The organism is Vibrio sp. YT-18 (genome assembly GCF_033337345.1).
GTDB classification, from domain to species: Bacteria; Pseudomonadota; Gammaproteobacteria; order Enterobacterales; family Vibrionaceae; genus Vibrio; species Vibrio alginolyticus.
Genome location: NZ_JAWOQO010000008.1, coordinates 146,073 through 167,382 on the forward strand (window position 1 = coordinate 146,073; position 21,310 = coordinate 167,382).

The 21,310-nt window shown below is 44.3% G+C and carries 23 protein-coding genes; 15 read left to right on the forward strand and 8 right to left on the reverse strand.

Annotated elements, in window-relative coordinates; all coding sequences use genetic code 11:
* Positions 1–7: 7 nt before the first annotated feature.
* A complete protein-coding gene (locus R7M72_RS13045) occupies positions 8–892 on the forward strand; it encodes a LysR family transcriptional regulator (protein ID WP_318056214.1) in 885 nt (294 codons plus the stop codon).
* A 59-nt stretch (positions 893–951) separates the two neighbouring features.
* A complete protein-coding gene (locus tag R7M72_RS13050) occupies positions 952–1,323 on the forward strand; it encodes a VOC family protein (RefSeq protein ID WP_005373979.1) in 372 nt (123 codons plus the stop codon).
* Between the two features lie 98 nt (positions 1,324–1,421).
* Here the strand turns inward: R7M72_RS13050 and R7M72_RS13055 are convergent, their stop codons facing one another.
* Positions 1,422–1,643 (reverse strand): hypothetical protein, encoded by a 222-nt coding sequence (locus tag R7M72_RS13055; RefSeq protein WP_017635120.1) that lies wholly within the window; start codon positions 1,641–1,643, stop codon positions 1,422–1,424.
* Positions 1,644–1,765: 122 nt separating this feature from the next.
* Here R7M72_RS13055 and R7M72_RS13060 point away from each other — a divergent pair, with 122 nt between their 5' ends.
* Positions 1,766–2,293: a TetR/AcrR family transcriptional regulator gene (locus tag R7M72_RS13060; protein WP_033906295.1), complete on the forward strand. Its 528-nt coding sequence runs from the start codon at positions 1,766–1,768 to the stop codon at positions 2,291–2,293.
* Positions 2,294–2,337: 44 nt separating this feature from the next.
* Here R7M72_RS13060 and R7M72_RS13065 read toward each other — a convergent pair whose 3' ends face one another.
* Positions 2,338–3,288 carry a helix-turn-helix domain-containing protein gene (locus tag R7M72_RS13065; protein ID WP_033906296.1) on the reverse strand — a complete coding sequence of 317 codons (951 nt, stop codon included), beginning with the start codon at positions 3,286–3,288 and terminating at the stop codon, positions 2,338–2,340.
* A gap of 184 nt (positions 3,289–3,472) precedes the next feature.
* On the opposite strand from R7M72_RS13065, the gene R7M72_RS13070 reads away from it, so the two are divergent.
* The 4 genes from R7M72_RS13070 to R7M72_RS13085 all read left to right on the forward strand — a co-directional run bounded on the left by R7M72_RS13070 (position 3,473) and on the right by R7M72_RS13085 (position 8,420).
* A complete protein-coding gene (locus tag R7M72_RS13070) occupies positions 3,473–4,885 on the forward strand; it encodes an ethanolamine ammonia-lyase subunit EutB (protein WP_005388715.1) in 1,413 nt (470 codons plus the stop codon).
* The gene (gene eutC, locus R7M72_RS13075) at positions 4,878–5,762 is read left to right on the forward strand and encodes an ethanolamine ammonia-lyase subunit EutC (RefSeq protein ID WP_170893081.1); all 885 of its coding nucleotides are present in this window, start codon (positions 4,878–4,880) and stop codon (positions 5,760–5,762) included. The genes R7M72_RS13070 and eutC overlap by 8 nt, the downstream gene beginning before the upstream one ends.
* A gap of 11 nt (positions 5,763–5,773) precedes the next feature.
* Positions 5,774–7,177 carry an ethanolamine permease gene (gene eat / locus R7M72_RS13080; RefSeq protein ID WP_005373969.1) on the forward strand — a complete coding sequence of 468 codons (1,404 nt, stop codon included), beginning with the start codon at positions 5,774–5,776 and terminating at the stop codon, positions 7,175–7,177.
* A gap of 187 nt (positions 7,178–7,364) precedes the next feature.
* On the forward strand, positions 7,365–8,420 hold the full coding sequence (locus tag R7M72_RS13085; protein ID WP_170893082.1) for an NAD(P)H-dependent flavin oxidoreductase: 1,056 nt from the start codon (positions 7,365–7,367) through the stop codon (positions 8,418–8,420).
* A gap of 38 nt (positions 8,421–8,458) precedes the next feature.
* On the opposite strand, the gene R7M72_RS13090 is transcribed toward R7M72_RS13085, so the two are convergent.
* A complete protein-coding gene (locus tag R7M72_RS13090; RefSeq protein ID WP_017635126.1) occupies positions 8,459–8,938 on the reverse strand; it encodes a peptide-methionine (S)-S-oxide reductase in 480 nt (159 codons plus the stop codon).
* Between the two features lie 217 nt (positions 8,939–9,155).
* Here R7M72_RS13090 and R7M72_RS13095 point away from each other — a divergent pair, with 217 nt between their 5' ends.
* Positions 9,156–9,896, forward strand: coding sequence for a DNA-binding transcriptional regulator YciT (locus R7M72_RS13095; protein ID WP_054865466.1), 741 nt, complete (start codon positions 9,156–9,158; stop codon positions 9,894–9,896).
* On the opposite strand, the gene R7M72_RS13100 is transcribed toward R7M72_RS13095, so the two are convergent.
* The 4 genes from R7M72_RS13100 to R7M72_RS13115 all read right to left on the reverse strand — a co-directional run bounded on the left by R7M72_RS13100 (position 9,897) and on the right by R7M72_RS13115 (position 12,742).
* A complete protein-coding gene (locus R7M72_RS13100; RefSeq protein ID WP_064354514.1) occupies positions 9,897–10,790 on the reverse strand; it encodes a DMT family transporter in 894 nt (297 codons plus the stop codon).
* Positions 10,791–10,944: 154 nt separating this feature from the next.
* A complete protein-coding gene (locus tag R7M72_RS13105; RefSeq protein WP_042523322.1) occupies positions 10,945–11,301 on the reverse strand; it encodes a VOC family protein in 357 nt (118 codons plus the stop codon).
* Between the two features lie 29 nt (positions 11,302–11,330).
* Entirely contained in the window at positions 11,331–11,984 is a 654-nt protein-coding gene (locus R7M72_RS13110; RefSeq protein ID WP_053307171.1) for an isochorismatase family protein, read from the reverse strand.
* A gap of 32 nt (positions 11,985–12,016) precedes the next feature.
* The gene (locus R7M72_RS13115) at positions 12,017–12,742 is read right to left on the reverse strand and encodes an NUDIX domain-containing protein (RefSeq protein WP_005373953.1); all 726 of its coding nucleotides are present in this window, start codon (positions 12,740–12,742) and stop codon (positions 12,017–12,019) included.
* 298 nt (positions 12,743–13,040) lie between these two features.
* Between R7M72_RS13115 and pncB the strand changes: the two genes are divergently transcribed.
* From pncB to R7M72_RS13135, 4 genes are all read left to right on the forward strand, one after another.
* Positions 13,041–14,351 (forward strand): nicotinate phosphoribosyltransferase, encoded by a 1,311-nt coding sequence (pncB, locus tag R7M72_RS13120; RefSeq protein ID WP_042523435.1) that lies wholly within the window; start codon positions 13,041–13,043, stop codon positions 14,349–14,351.
* 320 nt (positions 14,352–14,671) lie between these two features.
* Positions 14,672–15,031 (forward strand): hypothetical protein, encoded by a 360-nt coding sequence (locus tag R7M72_RS13125; RefSeq protein ID WP_005373947.1) that lies wholly within the window; start codon positions 14,672–14,674, stop codon positions 15,029–15,031.
* 214 nt (positions 15,032–15,245) lie between these two features.
* Complete coding sequence (locus R7M72_RS13130) at positions 15,246–15,764, forward strand: glycine zipper 2TM domain-containing protein (protein ID WP_054576165.1); 519 nt, start codon at positions 15,246–15,248, stop codon at positions 15,762–15,764.
* Positions 15,765–15,934: 170 nt separating this feature from the next.
* Positions 15,935–16,714 carry a methyltransferase domain-containing protein gene (locus R7M72_RS13135; RefSeq protein ID WP_017819786.1) on the forward strand — a complete coding sequence of 260 codons (780 nt, stop codon included), beginning with the start codon at positions 15,935–15,937 and terminating at the stop codon, positions 16,712–16,714.
* Positions 16,715–16,776: 62 nt separating this feature from the next.
* On the opposite strand, the gene R7M72_RS13140 is transcribed toward R7M72_RS13135, so the two are convergent.
* A complete protein-coding gene (locus R7M72_RS13140; protein WP_005373940.1) occupies positions 16,777–17,658 on the reverse strand; it encodes a DMT family transporter in 882 nt (293 codons plus the stop codon).
* A gap of 93 nt (positions 17,659–17,751) precedes the next feature.
* Between R7M72_RS13140 and R7M72_RS13145 the strand changes: the two genes are divergently transcribed.
* The 3 genes from R7M72_RS13145 to R7M72_RS13155 all read left to right on the forward strand — a co-directional run bounded on the left by R7M72_RS13145 (position 17,752) and on the right by R7M72_RS13155 (position 21,260).
* Positions 17,752–18,636 carry a LysR family transcriptional regulator gene (locus tag R7M72_RS13145; protein ID WP_005387224.1) on the forward strand — a complete coding sequence of 295 codons (885 nt, stop codon included), beginning with the start codon at positions 17,752–17,754 and terminating at the stop codon, positions 18,634–18,636.
* A 180-nt stretch (positions 18,637–18,816) separates the two neighbouring features.
* Positions 18,817–19,431, forward strand: a complete 615-nt coding sequence (locus R7M72_RS13150) for an outer membrane beta-barrel protein (protein ID WP_005373936.1) — start codon at positions 18,817–18,819, stop codon at positions 19,429–19,431.
* Between the two features lie 161 nt (positions 19,432–19,592).
* A complete protein-coding gene (locus tag R7M72_RS13155) occupies positions 19,593–21,260 on the forward strand; it encodes an ABC transporter substrate-binding protein (RefSeq protein ID WP_005387219.1) in 1,668 nt (555 codons plus the stop codon).
* Positions 21,261–21,310: the final 50 nt, after the last annotated feature.

The following is a 21,310-nucleotide window of genomic DNA, read 5'->3' on the forward strand; positions in this document are numbered from 1 at the left end:
CTCACAGATGCGTCACCTGAAATCTTTTTATGTCTTCCACGTTGCGGCGAGTTCTTCAAGCTACACTGAAGCGGCTGACAAACTGAACATTACCCACGGAGCCGTGAGTAAGCAGATCAAGCAACTTGAGCAATATCTGTCTCAACCTTTGTTCTTCAAAGAGGGCAGGAAAGTCGTGTTGACGGCAGAAGGCGAATTACTCAAGACATACACAGAAACGGCATTCCAAACGCTAGAAACAGGCGTGAATACGCTTATTCAAGAGAAGCATCAGCATCTTGAAGTGTCTTGTGAACCGACATTAACCATGCGCTGGTTGATGCCAAGGTTGGCCGCGTTTAATGATGAACACCGTGCTGATGTTCGTTTGTCGACGGCTGGTGGCCCGGTAACATTAGGATCAACTGGGCTTTCGATGGCGATTCGTCGAGACGATTTTGCGCAGCATCACGATTACGACAAAACCATTCTTGTGGAAGAGTGGGTGGGGCCGGTATTTTCTCCTGAGTATTGGCAATCCATTAAAGACAATTTGAAAGCAGCTCGATTGTTGAATAGCCAAACCAGACCGAATGCTTGGGCGGATTGGCAGCAATCAACACGTTGTGAAACTTTCAACGGCAACACTCAGCAATCATTCGCGCATTTTTATTTTTGCATACAAGCCGCAGTGGATGGCTTAGGCGTCGCAATGGATCCTTTTGTCATGGACGATATTAAGCGTGGTAATTTGGTCGCACCATTTGGGTTTTCTCCATCAAGTTGCAATTACGTTTTATTGAGTCAAGATAAAAAGCGTACAGAACTCGAACATAAATTTATCACGTGGTTACAAACGCAAATGGCAGAGTGTGTGCCACTGTCATCACAGCAGATCACGCAAGGCGAATAGAAGGCATAGAGCGAGATTACGTCAGTCAGTTTTATGGAAAAAGGCTTAGGAAATTGGAAATGGAAAACCTCAATATTGTTGAAATCAAATCATTTGTTCCGGCGAAAGATTACGCGCTATCAAAACGCTTTTATGAGGCGATTGGCTTTGAAATGGCGTCGGACTTCGGTGATGTAGCATACTTCTCTCAAGGTAGCTGCGCGTTTCTTTTACAGAATTTTTATGAGCCAGAACACGGCAATAACTTCATGATGCACTTGCTCGTAGAAGACGCAGAAAGTTGGCATCAGCACTTATCCAAAGTGGGTCATGAGGAATTTGGTTCGCGTTTGACAGAGCTAGTCGAGCAACCTTGGGGCATGCGCGAATGTTGTTTGTTTGACCCTAGTGGCGTTTTATGGCGAATTGGCCAGAACATGAATACTGACTAAAGCCAGTCTTATTTTCACCGCATCTACGCGCAGGTATTGAGATCTCGATATCTGCGCGTTTTCTTTTTTACTTAGCCTTGCCAACGTTTGTAGCGCACTCACGCCTTTTTCGAGGTGGTGTGCGATGGGCTAACGCCAAAAAACTCCTCAAGCAGCATGGCTTTGAGTTCCGCTCTGACTTCTGCGCCACCGATTAACGCCAAAAGTGCGAGTCCTCCTGGAATAAGGATGACCATTAATATCGGTCTTAAAATATACGAAAAGCAGAAGATGGTCGGGAAGAAAATCAATCCTTGGCCTAGTTTGTTTAATACGTACATGAGCGATTCCTTTTGTTTTTATATAAAATGAGCATGCTCAATTTTATAAATGAGCGCGCTCAATTTGTCAATCTCAACCACGCAAGGTATGATCCTTTCAGGCTCATTAAGCAGACACATCAATGACGAAGCGACAACAAACCAGAGATAAAATTCTAAAAGCCGCATGGGCATCTTTTGCTCAAAATGGCTATGACATGACGACCACAAGGCAGATAGCGAGAGAAGCAGGAGTAGCCGATGGTACAGTGTTTAGCCATTTCCCGACTAAACTGTCGATTTTGCGCGAAGGGATGCTGGCGCAACTGCAACAGATCAGCCAAGAAACGCTAGTCAGTGTGGAAGGTAAAACCGATATCGACATTGGTTTGGCGCTGACGGAGAAATACTATCGCTACTATTTTGCGAACGTTGAGCTGAGCCGAGCTTTGTTGAAAGAAGTGATTTGGGATTTGGATTATTATCAGTCGTTTAACCAAGCTTTGTTTCAATCTGTAAACGGAAGCTCCGTCCTTGAGGGAAAAATACCGCTGATTTTTGACTGCTATTTTATGACGTTAATCTCGCACTTGAGCCGTGCAGAACCGGATGTTGAAGCGGCACTTGAAGAGTTTCATGCTAAGTTTCAGCAAATCATTGCGACTGCATAACATGGCCCCAACGCAGGATCTGAAAGAATATACTGCCTGTCATTTTATTTGCTGGACTCCCATTTTCTCGTTTCAGTTGGCGTCTCACCAAATAGCCGCTTGTAGCTTTGACTGAACTGCCCGAGATGGAAAAAACCAAAGTCAAAAGCAATTTCTGCAATTGTTCGATTATCTTCAGGGCTTTGTAGCACTCTACGTACTTGATTCAGGCGCATTCGATGTATGAACTGCTTTGGGGAAGTATTACAGCAATGTTCAAAGGTGTACTGTAGTGTGCGACGACTGACGTGTACTGCGTCACACAGTTCACTGACGGTTATCGGTGTACGGTAGTCTAGATCCTGTAGCTGTTGTTTTATACGGTGCATCACGTGTTGACGATGAGAGCTTGATATCGGATGGCTCGTGTGCAGTGAACTGAGTGAGAACAACTCCAGCACAATATCTTTTAAGATTGCTTGATGTGTGGTTTCAGACCATCTTGGCTCGGCGGAACCAAGTAACGTGCCTAAGTAGTATTTAAGTTGTTGAATGTGTTTTTCCGTCAAACCCGTTAAGTGTAATGTGTTGTTTTGGATACTCCCAAGCTCAAGTTGATTTTCTATGATGTGAACGAAGTTTTTGTCGAGCACTATTCCATAGATAGAAAACTGCTCCGGTGTCATTAACTCAAAATCAGCGCCACCTTGCCTAAGCAAAAGTTGGCTTGAATTAAACTGACTGTGATTTAGGTGTAGCGGCTTATTTTCCGCACTCAAACCCAACCAAATACCTCCCTCTTCAACCCTGCATTGCTGTCTTAGCGAGCGGTTACTGTCTTCACGAAACACATGGAAATTGGGAAATCGTCGTTCTCGAATTTGACCTAAAAATCGACCATCGCTGAGTTGGTCATATTCCTGTTGCCAGTTTATCAGACTCGCAGCTTGTTGGTTTGCATCCTTAGTGTGATGGATGCACAGCATTGGTGCAGTTTGGGGTATTTGGTTACTCATCCTTGTGATGCTCATTCCTTTTTTGTGAGTCATGTTGGAGCAGTATTTACATAACTCATTGTTTATTATTGGTTTATAAATGTTGCCAGTTTTTGATAACGCTACGGAACACATTTGGCAATACTTTCTTAAAGCTTATTGATAGTTCAGCAAAAAGCGAACCAAATAGTGAAGAGGAAGAGCAATGACGGCAACTTATCGTCGGCAACAAGGAAGTAAAGTCTATACCTTTAAGTCATTAGCTGACTTGATGGCGAAAGCGACACCGGAGCGCTCAGGCGATGCGTTAGCCGGGGTTTGTGCTCAGTCAGCGGCAGAACGTGTAGTCGCACAAATGGCGCTGTCTGAGTTACCACTTAAAACGTTTCTTAACGAGGCGGTTATTCCATACGAAAGCGACGATATCACTCGCCTAATTATCGATACGCATGACCTTGAAGCCTTTAAGCCGATTGAGCACTTGACGGTCGGAGATTTTCGAAATTGGCTGCTGAGTGAAGAAGCCGATGGTGAAACGTTGGCTAAAATTCGTCAAGGTTTAACACCAGAAATGGTGGCCGCAGTCAGTAAGATTATGCGCAACCAGGATTTGATTCTCGTTGCTAAAAAATGCCAAGTTGTCACGGCTTTTCGGAATACGATTGGTTTGCCGAGTCGCCTGTCTACTCGCTTACAGCCGAATCATCCCACTGATTCTCTCAACGGTATCGCAGCGACCATTTTTGATGGTCTGATGTACGGAAATGGCGATGCGGTTATCGGTATCAATCCGGCAACAGATAATGTACCTCAAGCTATTAAGTTAATGAACTTAATGGATGAGGTGATTCAACACTATCAAATACCGACTCAGTCTTGTGTGTTAACTCATGTCACGAACACGATCGAAGCCATTGAAATGGGTGCACCAGTCGATCTCGTTTTTCAGTCGATAGGCGGCACGCAAGGGACGAATGATACCTTCGGAATCGACTTGTCGATTTTGAAAGAGGCCCATGAAGCCGCGTTGTCTTTGAATCGAGGCAGTGTAGGAAACAATGTGATGTATTTTGAGACCGGACAAGGTACAGCGCTGTCTGCGAATGCATTTCATGGGGTCGATCAACAGACTTGTGAAGCCCGCGCTTATGCTGTCGCGAAACAGTTCGATCCTTTGTTGGTTAATACTGTCGTTGGGTTTATTGGCCCTGAGTATCTGTTTGATGGCAAGCAAATTATTCGTGCTGGGCTTGAAGATCATTTCTGTGGGAAGTTGCTTGGTTTACCTATGGGTTGCGATATCTGTTACACCAATCATGCCTATGCCGATCAGAATGACATGGATAACTTGCTGACACTATTAGGTGTGGCCGAGTGCTCGTTCATCATGGGTATTCCAGGGTCTGATGACATCATGCTCAATTATCAAACTACCTCATTTCACGATGCCCTTTACGCAAGAAAAGTACTCGGTTTGAAGCCAGCACCAGAGTTCGAACAATGGTTAATGGAGATGCAGATTTTCGAGAGCGTGCAAGACGTTCGGTTAAGTGAGCAAATCTCTCGCTCGTTTTCGGGAGCAATTAACCAACTGAATAAGGGGTATTCTCATGGGTAAAGTAATCACCATTGCTCAGTCCCCACAAGATGAGTCTGAAGTTGTCACATACAACCCGTGGGGCAAGTTACGTGACTTCACCTCTGCTCGGATCGCTCTGGGTCGTAGCGGGAACAGTGTACCAACCAACGAGTTACTCTCATTTCAGCTGGATCATGCCCAAGCTATGGATGCTGTGCATTGCAGTTTGAATATTGAGTCTCTCGTTGCTGGTTTGTCGGACTCTTACTCGATTCTTGAAAATACCTTAGAGCCTCCAGTGGTAGTGAGCAGCCGAGTAAGTGATCGGCTTATGTACCTGCAAAGGCCCGATTTAGGAAGGCAACTCGATGAATCTTCTTGGCAAACGCTCAACTTGATAGCAAATGAGCATAACACTGACATTGATCTTGCGATTGTTATTGCTGATGGACTTTCTTCCGTCGCAATTCAAAACCATGCCGTGCCTGTTGTTACTCGATTGATTTCTCTTTTAAGCGCTGATGATGAACATCAATGGAAATTCGCACCTATCACAATCGTAAAGCAAGGAAGAGTAGCGGTAGGGGATGATGTTGGTGAATGTTTTAACGCCAAGGCCGTGCTGGTTTTAATTGGAGAGAGACCCGGTCTAACTTCTCCGGATAGCATGGGTATGTATCTCACTTGGGGGGCTAAACGAGGCTCTAAAGATTCCCAAAGAAACTGCATTTCCAATGTGCGCCCTCAGGGGCTCAACTATGACGATGCCTGTGAACGCGCATTTTACTTGCTCAAGGAGGCTCGAAAATTCCAACTGTCAGGAGTGAATCTGAAAGATCGCTCCGATATCAATGAGCCAAGTGGCGCAAGTGTTGAAGATAAACACAGCGACAACTTTTTAATTTCATCAAAGTAGAAGGATTTACTATGTCTAAACATCAGGAGTACTTGGCCAAAAGGCAGCTAAAAAGAGGCACCGCAGGTTGGATCTTACTTGCTGGCTTAGGTGTCTCGTATGTTATATCTGGTGACTTCGCCGGTTGGAACTTTGGTATCGCTCAAGCAGGATGGGGAGGCTTTCTTATTGCTGCTATCGCGATGGCAGTAATGTATTTCACGCTAGTATTGTCTTTAGCTGAAATGTCTGCGGCTATTCCTGCTGCGGGTGGTGGTTACAGCTTCGCAAGACAGGCGATGGGGCCGACAGGTGGCTTTTTCACTGGCTTATCAGTTTTGATTGAATATGCGCTCGCGCCTGCTGCGATAGTGATTTTTATTGGCTCAGCAGTGAATGAATTGGTTGGTATCGATGGCCCTGTTGTTTACGCACTTTTCTACGCCGTCTTTATCGCTATTCATATGGCAGGGGTTGGCGAAGCTCTCAAAGTAATGATGGTCATCAGCGGTTTGGCTGTGCTAGCTATTCTCATTACTGCTGCTGTGCTTATTGGTCACTTTGACGTTAATAACTTATTCGATATTGCTCCGGCGACGGCTCAGGCAACAGAAATCTTGCCGTTTGGGTGGTATGGCGTATGGGCTGCGTTGCCATTTGCAATGTGGTTGTTTCTTGCGGTTGAAGGTGTGCCTTTAGCGGCAGAGGAGGCAAAAAATCCGGCAAAAGATGTTCCCAAAGGCATCATTGGTGCGATGCTGTTTTTATTGCTAACCGCAACTCTCGTAGTCGTCCTTTTGGCTGGTGCGGTTGGCTCAAAGGTCATAGGCGATAGCGCGGTGCCATTAGTTGACGCCCTAAAGCTTACGGGCAATTCAACGGTAGCAATGGCCGTGAACTTACTTGGATTGGCTGGCCTTATCGCTTCTTTCTTTTCAATCATTTATGGTTACAGTCGCTTGGTGTTTGCGCTTTCCCGCGCGGGTTATTTACCGCAAACTTTGTCATTAACCAGTGACAAAAAAGTGCCTTCTCGTGCGCTTTTGGTTCCGGGCGTTTTTGGGTTCTTGGTTTCACTTACGGGTGAGGGGGACTTAATCTTGGCGATGGCTGTTGTCGGTGCGACTGTATCGTACGCATTAATGTCCTTGAGCCATATTTTATTGCGAATTAAACAGCCGGAATTAACTCGTCCATATAAAACGCCTGGTGGGATAATTACGTCGAGTATTTCTCTGGTGCTTTCTTTGATCGCAATGACAGGTGTTTATGCTTTTGATCCCTCAGCCTTTTTCATGACAATGGGATTGTTTCTTATCGGTGGTGTTTATTATGGGTTATACAGCCGCAACAAACTGGTGGCAGCAACCGCCGAGGAAGAGTTTGCCATGCTGTCTGTAGCAGAGCTAGAGCTTGAATCAGATGTCGTACGATAGTCACTTTGATTCTTGTTATTCAGCATATTAAGGGAGCCATAGGCTCCCTTTGTCATTTCTATCAAAAGTGCATAGCGCACAAATGCATCACTTTAACTTTATAAGCGGTTAATCATGTGAAAGTCTAGTCTGGATAACGATGGCGCAGATCCATCACAGGTAAAGGTTAAGTTTTCAAGGAAAGAGCATGATAAACAAGGTATTTAATACACTTTTGGGAACAGAGTTACCGATTATTCAAGCGCCAATGGCCGGTGTGCAAGACAGCCAAATGACCATAGCCGTCAGTAATGTTGGCGGGCTTGGCTCGTTACCTTGTGGAATGCTGAACAAAGACGCCATCGTAAAAGAACTTCAACTTATCAAGCAGGCAACTAACCGACCGTTTAACCTCAATTTCTTTTGCCATGAAATGCCGGAGTATGACGCCAACAAGCACGAAGAGTGGCAAAAAACGCTGCAACCGTATTTTTCCGAGGTTGATGCAACCGTTCAGGCTCAGCCAAACGCTCCGACAAGGATGCCTTTCAATTATGATATTGCTGATGCGATTGAACCATTTGCACCGCCAGTGATCAGTTTCCACTTTGGTTTGCCAGACGATGATCTGTTAGCTCGAATTAGAGGGTGGGGAGGGAAGATCCTTTCGTCAGCGACTACGGTGGACGAAGCACTTTGGCTAGAAGCAAAAGGCGTTGACGGTATTATCGCCCAAGGCTTGGAGGCTGGTGGACACCGAGGTATGTTTTTATCGGATGATTTAACTACTCAATTAAGTTTGATGGCGTTATTACCACAAATCGCCAAACGGGTGAATTTGCCTGTTATTGCTGCAGGCGGAATCGCTGATAGAAGTGGGGTGGAAGCCGCGTTGAGATTAGGAGCGAGTGCCGTTCAAGTTGGCAGCGCCTATTTGTTGTGTGATGAGGCGAAAACATCGTCTTTACATCGATATGCCATTGCCAGTGAACGCGCGCAACATACCGCTGTGACCAATGTTTTCTCGGGCCGACCAGCGAGAGGCATTGTGAATCGCGCGATGTCGGAGCTAGGCTACATCAGTGAGTTTGCGCCGAAATTCCCATACGCCTCCATTGAAATGGCTCAACTAAGAGCGCTTATGGAAAAGCAAAACCGAGATGAATTCACACCGTTGTGGTGCGGACAAAACTCGTCGGGTTGTAAGGAAATATCGGCGGCAGAAATGACATTGTCATTAGTGGAAGGCATCGATTTAAACTGATATGCATCTTGCCTTTTAAAGCGATGCTGACTGAATGGTTACGAGTTATCCCTGTATTTATGTAGTAAATCTAATGGGATGTGGCAGTAATCATTCGGAAAGTTTGTGAGTCTGTCTTGGTGCTCATCATCACTTGGCACATAATTTGTAAGTGGCAGTACTTCTACGGCGATCTTGTCGGCGTCCGGTCGCGCTGCGATAAACGCTTTCGCGATGGTGAGATGCTGTTCGTTTTGGCTATAAACACCAGTACGGTACTTCTTACCTACGTCTTCACCTTGCTTGTTAACGCTGTAAGGGTCGATTATCTCAAACAAATACCCCATTAAAGTTTCAACCGAAACTTGCTCAGGGTCGAACTGGGTTTTCACGCACTCTGCGTAGCCATCGTATTCGGATTGAGTGTTATCCGTTGTGCCATTTGCTCGCCCTGCTTCTGTGTTGATTACGCCCGGAAGGTGGCGCATAAATTCTTGCACGCCCCAAAGGCAGCCGCCAGCGAAGTAAATTTCTTCCATCACTTTTATCCTAGTCTTTACCGTTGTTGGGATGTAGGGAGCTAACCCCTCTTCTTCCATCCCATTTTCGTTGCCCTATTATCTGTTGATGGGAGCGATATTCGCAAGGTGCAGCTTGGCTAATCAGACCACGTGCTTTTTCCTTTTTACTTTCAAGTTCTTTTCATATGAAACATCAGGTGAGTATACTGTAAGCTCATCAATAAGGAGCGAATCTGTGAACCCAAGACAAAATGAAATTCTGCAATTAGTGAACGACCGTAAACGCGTTCAAGTCACGGAGCTTTCTGACATCATTGGCGTGTCGGGCGTGACCATCAGACAGGATTTGAACTTTCTGGAGCAACAGGGCTACCTAAAGCGCGTTCACGGCGCAGCTACCGCGTTGCAAAGTGATGACATTGATGCCCGCCTGGAAGTTCGTTTCGATATTAAACAATCGCTCGCAAACCAAGCTGCGGATTTGGTCGCATCGAATGAGACAGTGCTGATTGAAGGGGGCAGTGCCAATGCGTTGTTGGCTCGGACTTTGGCTGAGCGCGGCGATGTGACCATCATTACGCCATCGGCGTATATCGCCCATCTCATCCGTAACACTTCTGCCAACATTATCTTGCTTGGTGGCGTGTATCAGCACCAAGGCGAGAGCTTGGTCGGACCGCTGACTAAGTTGTGTATTGAGAACATTCATTTCAGCACAGCCTTCTTGGGTATTGACGGCTTCCATCAAGACACTGGCTTTACTAGCCGCGACATGATGCGTGCTGAGATCGCAGAAACCATCATTGCGAAAAAAAGGCGCAATATTGTTCTAACGGATTCTAGTAAATTTGGGCAAATTTATCCCTCATCAATTGGTAAGACTGACGAAATATCAGTGCTGCTGACTGACAAAGCCGCTCCGAAAAGCGACCTTGAACAAATCAAAAAGCGAGGTGTGGAAGTTATATTAGGCTGATTAAGCAACGCTTTGTTTTCGCTTCGCGAGCATTGCTGTTGGGGAGAAACCGGTGACTAGCATAGTGCCGCTAAGCACTAGAATTGTTCCTATGATGGTGTTAGAGCCGACGGGCTCATCTAGCACCAAGTAGCCCCACAAGATACCAAAAACAGGAACAAGAAAAGTGACAGTCAGTGCTGACGCTGGGCCGATATCAGAAACTAAGCGGAAATAGAGCAAATAAGCGAACCCTGTGCATACAACGCCGAGCGTGACAACAGAGCTCCATTCGAAATGACTTGGTTCTGCACGCATTGGTAAGAATGGTAGCAGCGGCAGTACCCAAATAACCGCCGCCCACATGCTGCCGTGAGCATTGTCAAAAGCTGGTACTTGTGGCGCATTTTTAGTGTAGTTGGTAGCAATGCCATAGCTGAAAGAAGCCATCAAACTGGCGGCAATAGGGAGCATGGCTTCTTCACCTATGGTTGAAGTATCTAAGCCGACCAAGACTGCAACGCCTCCAATGCCTATTAGCATACCGAGAACAGATTTCGCTGTGAGTGGGCTGCGGTACCAAACAAAGCCAACTAGTGCTCCCCATATTGGGGCGGTTGAGTTCAATATTGCTAAAGTTGATGCATTCAGTGTCTGGGCTGCGTACGCAAAGAGTAAAAATGGAACTGCGCTATTGAATAAGCCAATAATAAAGAAGTGTTTAGTATGCGCAGTTAACGTGAGTTTCTTCTTCAAATATACGGCGATCAATAACAAAGCGACGGCGGCAAATGTAACTCGAAATTCGATTAAGTAAGCCGGCCCGAATGTGTTGGCGGCGACTCGCATAAACAGAAACGAGCCACCCCAAATAGCAGCAAGGCAGAGTAAGCGAAAAAAACTGACGGCAGTCATTTGACATCCTTGGTCGAGGTCTAGCGCCTCATCGATTAATTGTTGCGCTAACAGTGAATTAAACCAAGGATGAGGTCAACCAGAAATGTAATGCCAGTTCCGGATCTGGCTAGCTTGGGCTCACGTTGATGGTGTGTTGTTGATTTGTGATCACTTAATGGCTCTCTGACCATACTGCGAATTCATTTCCACTCGGTTCAGTGAAGTGGAATCGACAGCCGCCGGGGAATTCGAAAATAGGGCGGATAATTTTTCCACCATGCTGCTCTACTTTTGTCTGAGTGGCCTGAATGTCTGAGCTATAAAATACTAAAAGTGCGCCACCATTTGCGGTTTGGTTTATAAACTCAGATTTGAAGAATCCGCCATCCAACCCTTGTCCTGAAAATGCAGAATATTCTGGACCATAATCGGTAAAGCTCCAGTCAAAAGCACGCTCAAAAAATTGTTTGGTCGCACTGACATTAGTGGAACCAAATTCAACGTAATTCAATTTTTCATGTTGATGCATGGTGAAATCCTTCTCGGTTACTATCGTTTCTAAGCGAACTTTTCTACGATGATGTCGTCCGCTTTTTCGACAAATAATGCGCCATTATCTCTGAGCTCTGTCAGCACATTCTCTACATTATCAGGCAGCACCGCACGAGTTGAAGCAAGATTAACTACCACATTGTAGCCAAGTTCCAGCGCTTGCATGACGGATTTTTTCACGCAAAAGTCTAAGGCAAGGCCACCGATAACTAAGGTATCAATCCCGTTGAACTTTAGAAATTCATGCGCGCCTGTCGTTTTGGTGTCGGCAATATCATGGAAAAAAATACCGTAAGGGTGTGCGTCAGGATCCATACCTTTATTAACTTGAAAATCATAGTCCAACACGGGTGGTAAGCCATCTAGCAGCTCAGAACCTGTTGTGCCAAGCACACAGTGACGGTTCCACTTTATATCCACATTCGGTAAACCAACGGGCTCAAGCATATTGGATGGCGATTCTGCATCCCACTTTGCTTTTGGTGGGTGTAAGTCACGACTGACCAGTTTTAATCGGCCTTTGGCATGATTGTTCAAAAGTTCCGGTACGATTTCCAACGCACCTGCAACGGGCAGTTCATCTGGACATAACTCACTAAAGCCTTTCTCTGGATCAACGTCGATCACTGCTGTAGTTTGATAGTTTACTCGAACAGTCATGGCAGACTCCTTGTCTGTCTGATTGTCTGCGTTTATCCACGCAAACAGTTTTGAAAAAAGGTTACTTCGTCGCTAGTCAGCGTATATACCATTGCGGGTTTTCCACCTTTGCCTTTGTTGGTTGAAGCGACTTTATTAGTGGGTTTTAGTACGCCTGAATCTATCAAGCGGCGCTTAATCGTCATTCGGCTGATATCAATACCAAACTCTTGATAAGCAGAAATGATGTCCGCAACCAAAAACTCTTTGTCTAATGCAAACAAAAGAACCGATGTGTATTCAATGGATGCACGAAGCTTTTGCCACGCTTTTTCAATGGTTTTTTGATGATCAAATGCGAGAGTCTCTTCTCCATTGAGAATAGCCTGTAGCGAAAACCATTTAAGTTGGCATTCCGGTACACCTGCATTATTTATTTGCTCTACATTGTTACGATCAACTAAGGCGTAGTGCGTAATGTTTAAGCTCCAGTCTTCTGGATCGCGTTTTGGATCACCGTCGATAAACGCTTCGCTAAAATGGCGAGGGTAGGTATGGATTTTCTCACGGCAAATTCGGCGACGCGCCGCTTCAAAGTTTTCATCGGCCGGGCGTCCGCCTTCACTGGTTAAGTCTTTATCAAAGACAAATCCGCCCGGTAGTGCCCAGACTCCATGGTATGGCCGATTTGGATTTGAACGTTTAATCAACAACACTTCCAATCCCTTATCGGCACAGCCAGATAGCCTGAATGGAATAATGTCGACAGATACGATCATGGTTGGGTCCTAATATTGATTTGTAAATAATCTAGCGCATAACAAGTGGTCAATCAATGGGTAAGTAACGAGTTGTTAGAAACGTTTTTGGTAGTGTTCGTAATACGGTTTGAGCATAAATTTACGGATGACTCTGACTTATTCACAATGCTTGCTCGAATTCTAGACAAAAAAACCTTATAAAAATGAGTGGTTAGTAACAAAAGTTGACAAACTATAGATGGGTGTTTATTGTTTACGCAAATTAGTTAGTAACAAAAAGTTATATACCCAGGAAGGGCATGTAGAAGGGCACCTAATGACCACCAAACTATTTTCTTCCCGCATCATTCAAAGCGCTTTGGATTTCGATGTCTACAAAGTCAATATGATGAGCGCTGTAACAGCGCTTTACCCTGATGCGATGGTGTCATATAAGTTTATCGTGCGCAGTGAGGAAGACCTCTCTGAGCTTTTGCCTGAGGTAAAAGCCGAAGTCCTTAAACTGCAAGATATTCAATTTACGCAAGAAGAAATTGAATATATTAAGCGTGTCGCGCCTTACCTGAATCCTGACTTTGTTGATGCACTGCGCCATTTCCGTTTCAACCCACAAAGTGATGTCTCTTTCCATAATAAAGCCATGGCTGATGGCTCAAGCCAGTTAAGAATTACCATTAACGGTTTGTGGCGAGATACCATCTTGTACGAAACGATCATCATGAGTATCGTGTCTGAAGTTCGTAGCCGTCAGCGTTGGTCAGATATCCCTGTTGCGCAATTTACCACTGTTTTAGAAGAGAAAGTTCGACACCTAAAGTCGGAACTAAAACGTCGTAACATTACTAACTTTAAATTTTCTGACATGTCGACGCGTCGACGTTTTTCCTTTCAAGCTCAGCGCACTATGCTGGAATATTTGTGCCAGGAAGTGCCGGAATGTTTGACAGGAACAAGCAACTATCACTTAGCAAAAGAGCTAAACTTGACGCCTATCGGCACGGTTGCTCATGAATGGTTTATGGGACACCAAGCTCTGGTGAATGTGCGAGATTCGCAAAAAGTGGCGTTGCAACGTTGGCAAAAAATGTTTAATGGTGCACTAGGTATTGCGTTAACCGATACGATTGGTATCGATGCTTTCCTTAAAGACTTTGATGAAGAACTAAGTAACGCGTACTTCGGTGTACGTCACGATAGTGGTTGCCCTTATAGCTGGGGTGAAAAAATGATTGCACACTACCAGTCGCTGAATATAGACCCATTAACAAAAACACTGGTGTTTACCGACGGACTTAACTTCGAACAAGCGTTAGATATTTGCGAGTATTTCCAAGGACGTATTCAGGTGAGTTTTGGTATCGGTACTTTTCTTGCCAATGATATGGGTGATTATGTCAATAAAGATGGTGAAGCCTACCAGCCACTTTCTATCGTGATAAAAATGGTCACGTGCAATGGTTCACCGGTCGCCAAAATCAGTGACGAACCTGAGAAAGCCATGTGTGAAGATATCTTCTTTTTGATGAATCTCAAGCGCCGCTTTGAACAACCTCTTGATTTAAATGAGTGTCGTAAAATGATCGATCGTTTAGAAACTGAAGGTCAAAATTATCTCATCGACGCGTAGGCGTTATCCTCTCTCCATGATAAGCACCCTCTATCGTTACGACAAATTTATATAGGTAAACGTGGAGGGTGATTTCGTTATAGTAATATACAGAAGTAACCAGATACAGCGCAGGAAAGCACTCAAAAGTTGATGTGTTATCTGCCTTTGATTGGTGTAAATCGATACGTTACAGCATCGTGGACGGTGTATCTCATCCGACACTAAACTCAGTCTAATCACGTAGTTTATTCCCACGTACCATGAGCTCACTCGGGTATAGACGTCTATCTGCTTTTATGACTTTGGGCTTCACGTAGTTGCTTGAATCAGGAGTCAAAATGAACCTAGTAGTACATTTGCAAAAGAAAGCGATCCGAAAATATGGCTATGAGATGGCCACTCGCCAAGCATGGAAGTGTGGTATCAAGGCAAATCTTGTAAAGCGCGTGATTGGCCTTTTTAAAGGACAAATTGTTTGTGTGGTTGAAGGTTGCCGAGCAGAGTTTTCTTCTCCTCTTAATAACCCCCTTCACGAAGATGACAAGCAGGGGCGATATGTGTTTGTTGGCGGTGTATGCTGGGAACCAAATAACATTATAGCGCCTGGTTTCCCTGATTTTATGTTTATGCACGTGCGTAATCTAAGCCACCGTCATAAGTATTTAACGGATGACGAACTATTTTTGAGCTTGGCTTAAAAATAAATCTCATAGACTAGTCCAGCCCAATCATAATCAGTAGTGATACAGTTTTAGCTCTGTTGACATTCTGCTGAGTGTTTCTTGACGTACCTCTTATAAAACAGTGTTTCTTTACTTGTTAATAACAGAGGGTTTGTTTTCGTCTGATGTGATTTCCCTTTTGCGATTTACCATAACGCTCATCAAAGCAAACCATACTGGGATGTAAATCATGAATATGAAATCTATCGCAATTGCAACGGCAGTTGTTGCTGTACTAGCAGGCTGTAAAGACAAAACGCCACCAGCTCCAACTCAAGCAAACATTACTTTGGTTGAAGCGGTGACTGAAACGGTGAAAAAGCCGCACCAAGTATGTAAAGACGTGGTAGTAACCGAGCAAGTTGCCCCTGCGGATGACAATAAAATTATTGGTACGGTTGGTGGCGCAGCAGCTGGAGCAGCGCTGGGCAACCAAATCGGTGGTGGCTCAGGTAAAGTGATTGCAACTGCAGCTGGTACGATTGCTGGTGCACTGACAGGTCGTAAGATCCAGGAGAATGTGCAAAAAGGTGATGTAGTAACAACGACGAAAAAACAGTGTCATACAGAATATACGACATCTGATAAAGTAGTGGGTTACGACGTCACTTACGAAGTTTCAGGTGCACCAAAGACGGTTCGTTTGGCGAGCAAGCCAGCGACAAAAACGTTCCCAATTCAAGATGGTAACGTTGTTCTACCACAATAGTTAGCGACTTAACCGAAGCGATTAACAAGCCCTTTTATCTTTGAGATGAAAGGGCTTTTTCACACAAGCGGCGTTTTCATCTGTTTTCCTATTGGAATGTGCGGCCAGAAATACCCGTTAATTTCCGTGTTCGATACAATCACTTTTCTAAAAGTATGAACGGAAAAAACATGGAAGATTTTTACCTGACCGAGCACGGTTTGGCTGGTTATTTCGAAGCGCAATGGTTCGACAAGTTCATTGAGGATCAACAGATTGAGATGATAACCAGTCGCTCAAAACAAGTCCCACTTTCTTTTTTGTCATCACCTCACTGCTCCCAAGTTGCTGATTTTATTGCGCAGGCGGTAATCGAAAGCAGCGTTCAGCCGTATTCCCTACTTGAGGTTGGGGCGGCGCTGGGAAGAAATTATTATGAGTTAGTGCAACGCTTACCTAACCTTAGAGAAGCGACGCTTGTGGAGCCTTCAAATAGGTTAATGGATGGCTTGAAGCAACTATTAATAGAAGAACAACGCGTCGAGCTTACTTACCTTCACGATGTGAACACCTTAAACACTTTAGAGGTAGAGAATAGAGATATCGTACAGAAATGTGCTCATGTTGATTTGACGCTAATTAACCAGCCTTTTGAGCTTGATACTCTCCAATCTCGCTTTGATTTAGTCGTATGTTTAAATGTGATTGATCAATGTGAGTCGCCACTTAGCGTGATCAATGCTCTAAAAAAAACCACCAAGGTGGGTGGGCTGATCGTTGTCTCTTGCACTTATCAGTGGAACGCGAAACACATCAAAAATAAAGAAGAGGCGGTTGATGATATCAAAGAATACTTTGCTGAAGGCTGGCGTCTAGTGTCGGAAGCCGAGCATGAATATCGCATCCGGTTTAATGATCGCTTTGCAAGGCAGTTTTTATCTCACGTAGTCGCTTACGTAAAAAACGATTAGAGCCACATAAAAAACCGAGCACTTACGGCTCGGTTTTTTAGTCTTTGGGCTAGAGCACAACTTTAAGTAACGTGCGCTTCTTGTTGCTCTTGCAACTTTTTCTTGCGACGCTCTCGTTTAGAAAGCCAAACCAGAGGCACAACAATCATAATGGTTCCTATTGCCATAAATATATCTGGCACTTCTCCAAACCAAATCAATCCCACAAACACGGCACCAATTAAGCCACTGTATTCAGCGCTAGCAATTTTGTTGCTATCGATCGAGCGGTAAGCGATGACACATGTTGCTGCATAAATCATGATGAACAAACTTGAGCCAGCAGCAACAGGGAAAGCACTCCAGTCCCAAGGTTCTGCTTCGATCAGAACAAGCAAGAAGGCTACTGGAATACCTGCCAAGTTTGTCATCAATAACGTTTGCATCACAGACTGATTTTTTGGCAGTTTTCGAATGAGCAAGTTATTGATTGCTAAAGTAATTGCAACAACTAAAGCTGAAATGGCTGCCCAATCGATTTGGTCTGGACGAATGATGACCAATACACCGGCAAAGCCCATTATCGCTGCAGCGACCGATTGCTTAGACAACTGTTCTCCAAAAAAGATTGCTGCAAGTGGCAACATGATCAATGGCGCGGCGTAAAAGATCGCGTTCGCAGTTGCGAGCGGTAAAGATGAGATCGCCAAAACCATGAATATTGCACCAAGTAACCATACGTGAGCGCGAACAGCATGCCACTTAAACCCTTCAAGAAAAGGCGCATTTTTTGTTAGCAGGTAGACTGGCAGCAGGAAAAGCACCGCTGATATTTGTCGGAAAAAGACAAATTGAAAAATAGGCACTTCATTTCCGACACTTTTAATTAAAGAGTCCGAAAGCACCGCAATGAGATTTCCAACAATTAATAGCAGCATCGCTGCTCCGACCGATGTAACTTTCACTTTTTCCTCTCCTCTTTCTTTGCCAAAGAGTAGGTGATGTCATAGGATGAAGTGAAGTGATATTTATTAGTTTAAGTATGAGATTTTTAGATAATGAAATTGCCACCACTCAGAGCTGTTCACTGTTTTGAATCTGTTGCCAGAAACTCTAGCTTTTCGCTTGCTGCTGAAGAACTCAATGTGACGCAAAGTGCCGTTAGCCACCAGATACGATTATTAGAAGATTATTTGGGTGAATCATTATTTATCCGTCAAGGCAGAAAGCTCTCTTTGTCCGATACGGGCACCCGCTATTTAGAGGATATTAGCCCAGCAATTAGCTCAATTGCGATGGCCAGCCAAAAGGTGCGAGAAGGGGACAAAGGCAGCATACGGTTGGCGATTTATAGCTCGCTTGCCGTAAAGTGGCTTATTCCGCGTTTGTCTGATTTTAAGCGCTTACATCCAGAAATCGATCTGACACTCAATATGGTCGTTGGTGATCCTGAACAGACAGACAGCGTTGGCGATTGTTTCATCACGGTAGAAAAGCCAAAGCGAAACTACATGTCGGTAAAGTTATACGCGGAGACGCTGTATCCGGTCTGCAGCCATAAAATTTGGAAAGAGTTGCAAGATCAACCGATTCCAGAAGCGCTTTGGCGATACCCTATTTTGTCGACAGACTCAATTTATCGTGAGAGAGGAAAAGACTGGGCTGAGTGGTGCAGAGCGGGCGGTTACACCTTGCCGAAAGATGTCGATGTTCAACATTTTAGTCATATGTTGTTGGCAATAGAGGCGGCGCGTTATGACCAAGGCATCGCATTTGCGAATGATTTTATGCTCAATGAAAGAGATAAAGCGCACGATTTGGTGTACATCCCTTCTCATGGATTGGAAACCGGAGACAGCTTTTATTTTATTCATAAAAAGAGTCGAGCCAAGCAAGCGGAAATCATCAAGCTCACTAACTGGTTGAAGCAGCAATGCTTGTGAAATGACTAAATTGTCAAAATTAAGAAAGAAAGTGGCAAAGTTGTGTCTAAATATTTCATGTTTTATTGAGTTTTTATTCATTAACATCCACTTGGTTTTGAAACCAAGTGAAATGGACAGCATGGCATGCTTAAGGATGGGCAAAACACAACCTCAATAATTAACAGGCAGTGAAATACAATGTTTAAAAAAACATGGCTAATGACAGCCCTTCTAGCAACATGTTCTGTTGCAAACGCAGCTCCTTACGTTGGTGCATCTGTAGGTCAAGCATCGTTTGGTGATGTTAATGGCTCTATCAATGGTGGTGGTACTAACGCTAGCACTAAACTTAAACTTGAAGATGACTCAAGCCTTTCAGGCAAAGTATTCGGTGGTTACAAATTCAACGAATACATTTCTCTAGAAGCAGCCATTGGTGGCTACGATGCTTTAGACGGCAAAGTTGTTACTGTTGGTGACATGAAGTATCTATCGATTCAGCCAAAAGCGACTCTACCGATTGGCGATCGTTTCAACCTTTTTGCTAAAGCTGGTCTTTCTTACTTCAATGCTGAATTCAAAATTAGCAACTCTGTGATTGACGGTAGCGCAGGCCATACCACCATTTCTGACAGCACTGTAACAGGCATGTACGGTTTAGGCGCAGAGTTCGCTATTACTGAAAACTTTGCTCTACAAGTTGAATGGGAATACATGATGCCTGAGCTAGACATTGCGAAATTTGGCAATGAAAAAGTAACGGTTGATGCAGACATCAATGTGTTCTCTGTAGGTATGAGCTACCGTTTCTAAGAATACTTATTCAAGTTACCTCTTGGCTTAGTAAACGTTTTTGACTTCTGTTGGTCGAGCTGAGTCCAAGCTTTGAATTTGTTTAGATATAGCACAGGAAGTTTAGTTGCTAAGCGTCCTGTGCTATTTTTTTTGCTTTGGAATAACTCTTAGGAATCTTTGTGAACGATGTCAATCTTAGGTATCTGGATCTACTGTTAAAGCACTTTGAACCTCACCAGTATCACCTTGTTACGCTTTCTGAGCTAGAAGCGGTGATTTGCACGTCGAGGCGCAATGTTTCTATTGTGATGAAAAAGCTTGCCACTTACGATTGGGTCGATTGGCAACCTGCGATTGGCCGAAGTAACGCTAGCCGTCTCAGTATTAATATTTCCCTCCAACAAGCGATGACCGAGTTTTTGGTTGAGGAGCTTGGCAGAGGAAGAATGAACTCAATAACGAAACTTATTGATTGGTTCGGTCAAACCGCGGTTAGAGCACTAACTATCGCATCTGAAAAAGTGAATCGATTGAATGAATCAAATAACGCTATTTTGATTTCTTCTTACCCTTGGGTATCCAAAATCGACCCTGCGAATACTTACCGTCACACTGAATTACACGTCGCGAAAAGCGTTTATGACGTATTGCTGACCCAAAATTCCAATGGTGGTATCGAGCCATCGTTAGCACACGAATGGAAAATGGAAGGCAAGGTAATGACGTTATGGTTGCGGCCAGGCATATATCGCCATGATGGCGAACCCCTTAACATACAGGATGTGGTTTGGAGTATAGAAAGACTTAGGGAGATAAAAGGACCAGTTCACGAGCTCTGGCAATGCATTGATAGCGTGGTTGCAGAAACATCTAACTGCTTAAAAATCATATTGAAGCATCCGAACAAGTTGTTTCCATACATGCTAGCAACTCCTCATGCGTCTATTCTGTGTCGAGATGTCGTCTCTTTCGGTTCTAGTTATTCCTACCACATAGGGACTGGGCCATTTAAAATCAGCGGCTGGAACCAGGAGAGTATGACTCTTGAAGCGCACAAAGAGTATTTTTCAGCACGCGCATTGTTAGATCAAATAACGCTGTCTCATGGTGATGTTAAAACCTTAAATATGTTGAGCTTTAACCAAAGCTCCGATCACGTTGAAGTGGAAAAAATTAGCGCATTTTCATATTTGACCTACCGCGAACGCGTGGAATCCCAACTCACAAAAGAGACTTGGTATCAACTCGCTGATTACATCCATGTGCAAAAGCGAATTTATGATGCGCCAAGTGCCGTTGACAGCATTCAGTTAGAGACTCACGAGCAAGATTTATCAATAACAGATGGTGTTGTGATACCTAAACTGAAAGGTAAAGTGGTATTAGCTGAACCTGTCTGGACGATTCCGAGTTTAATTCGTCATTCCGAATGGTTGCACAGTGTGATTCGTGCAACGGGATTAGAGTTAGAGATCATTGTTATTGATGACATTAGTTTTCCTGAGGTAGTGTCTCACCAAGCAGATTTGCTCTTCATTGAGGAAGTCATGGAAGCACCATTTGAATATGGCATCTTCGAATGGCTGTCGATAGCAACTGGACTGCGTTTTAGTTTTGATCAAAGCCAGATGTTAAGCCATAGAGAAAAGGTTCGCAGGGCGATGGCAGATGATCACTCGCTACAGTCTTTATTAAACCTAGAGAAAGCGCTGCGCGATCAGTACCTATATTTGCCTTTGTTTGTTGGCTACGAAGAAGTGACAAAAACACAGCAAGTGCGAGGTGTGCAGGTGAAGAATACAGGCTATAGCGATTTACATAGGTTATGGATTGCTCATTCACACTAGAGTCGGTGTTCAAGATTATGCAAATGTCCAACGCATAAAGCCATCGAAAT

Excerpts from the sequence above, each read along its gene's own strand:
- R7M72_RS13055 (WP_017635120.1), bottom strand. The coding sequence starts at position 1,643 with ATGTACGTATTAAACAAACTAGGCCAAGGATTGATTTTCTTCCCGACC.
- R7M72_RS13050 (WP_005373979.1), top strand. The coding sequence starts at position 952 with ATGGAAAACCTCAATATTGTTGAAATCAAATCATTTGTTCCGGCGAAA.
- eutC (WP_170893081.1), top strand. The coding sequence starts at position 4,878 with ATGGGTAAAGTAATCACCATTGCTCAGTCCCCACAAGATGAGTCTGAA.
- R7M72_RS13090 (WP_017635126.1), bottom strand. The coding sequence starts at position 8,938 with ATGGAAGAAATTTACTTCGCTGGCGGCTGCCTTTGGGGCGTGCAAGAA.
- R7M72_RS13070 (WP_005388715.1), top strand. The coding sequence starts at position 3,473 with ATGACGGCAACTTATCGTCGGCAACAAGGAAGTAAAGTCTATACCTTT.
- eat (WP_005373969.1), top strand. The coding sequence starts at position 5,774 with ATGTCTAAACATCAGGAGTACTTGGCCAAAAGGCAGCTAAAAAGAGGC.
- R7M72_RS13135 (WP_017819786.1), top strand. The coding sequence starts at position 15,935 with ATGGAAGATTTTTACCTGACCGAGCACGGTTTGGCTGGTTATTTCGAA.
- R7M72_RS13085 (WP_170893082.1), top strand. The coding sequence starts at position 7,365 with ATGATAAACAAGGTATTTAATACACTTTTGGGAACAGAGTTACCGATT.
- R7M72_RS13150 (WP_005373936.1), top strand. The coding sequence starts at position 18,817 with ATGTTTAAAAAAACATGGCTAATGACAGCCCTTCTAGCAACATGTTCT.
- pncB (WP_042523435.1), top strand. The coding sequence starts at position 13,041 with ATGACCACCAAACTATTTTCTTCCCGCATCATTCAAAGCGCTTTGGAT.
- R7M72_RS13045 (WP_318056214.1), top strand. The coding sequence starts at position 8 with ATGCGTCACCTGAAATCTTTTTATGTCTTCCACGTTGCGGCGAGTTCT.
- R7M72_RS13060 (WP_033906295.1), top strand. The coding sequence starts at position 1,766 with ATGACGAAGCGACAACAAACCAGAGATAAAATTCTAAAAGCCGCATGG.
- R7M72_RS13110 (WP_053307171.1), bottom strand. The coding sequence starts at position 11,984 with ATGACTGTTCGAGTAAACTATCAAACTACAGCAGTGATCGACGTTGAT.
- R7M72_RS13100 (WP_064354514.1), bottom strand. The coding sequence starts at position 10,790 with ATGACTGCCGTCAGTTTTTTTCGCTTACTCTGCCTTGCTGCTATTTGG.
- R7M72_RS13125 (WP_005373947.1), top strand. The coding sequence starts at position 14,672 with ATGAACCTAGTAGTACATTTGCAAAAGAAAGCGATCCGAAAATATGGC.
- R7M72_RS13065 (WP_033906296.1), bottom strand. The coding sequence starts at position 3,288 with ATGAGTAACCAAATACCCCAAACTGCACCAATGCTGTGCATCCATCAC.
- R7M72_RS13130 (WP_054576165.1), top strand. The coding sequence starts at position 15,246 with ATGAATATGAAATCTATCGCAATTGCAACGGCAGTTGTTGCTGTACTA.
- R7M72_RS13115 (WP_005373953.1), bottom strand. The coding sequence starts at position 12,742 with ATGATCGTATCTGTCGACATTATTCCATTCAGGCTATCTGGCTGTGCC.
- R7M72_RS13145 (WP_005387224.1), top strand. The coding sequence starts at position 17,752 with ATGAAATTGCCACCACTCAGAGCTGTTCACTGTTTTGAATCTGTTGCC.
- R7M72_RS13105 (WP_042523322.1), bottom strand. The coding sequence starts at position 11,301 with ATGCATCAACATGAAAAATTGAATTACGTTGAATTTGGTTCCACTAAT.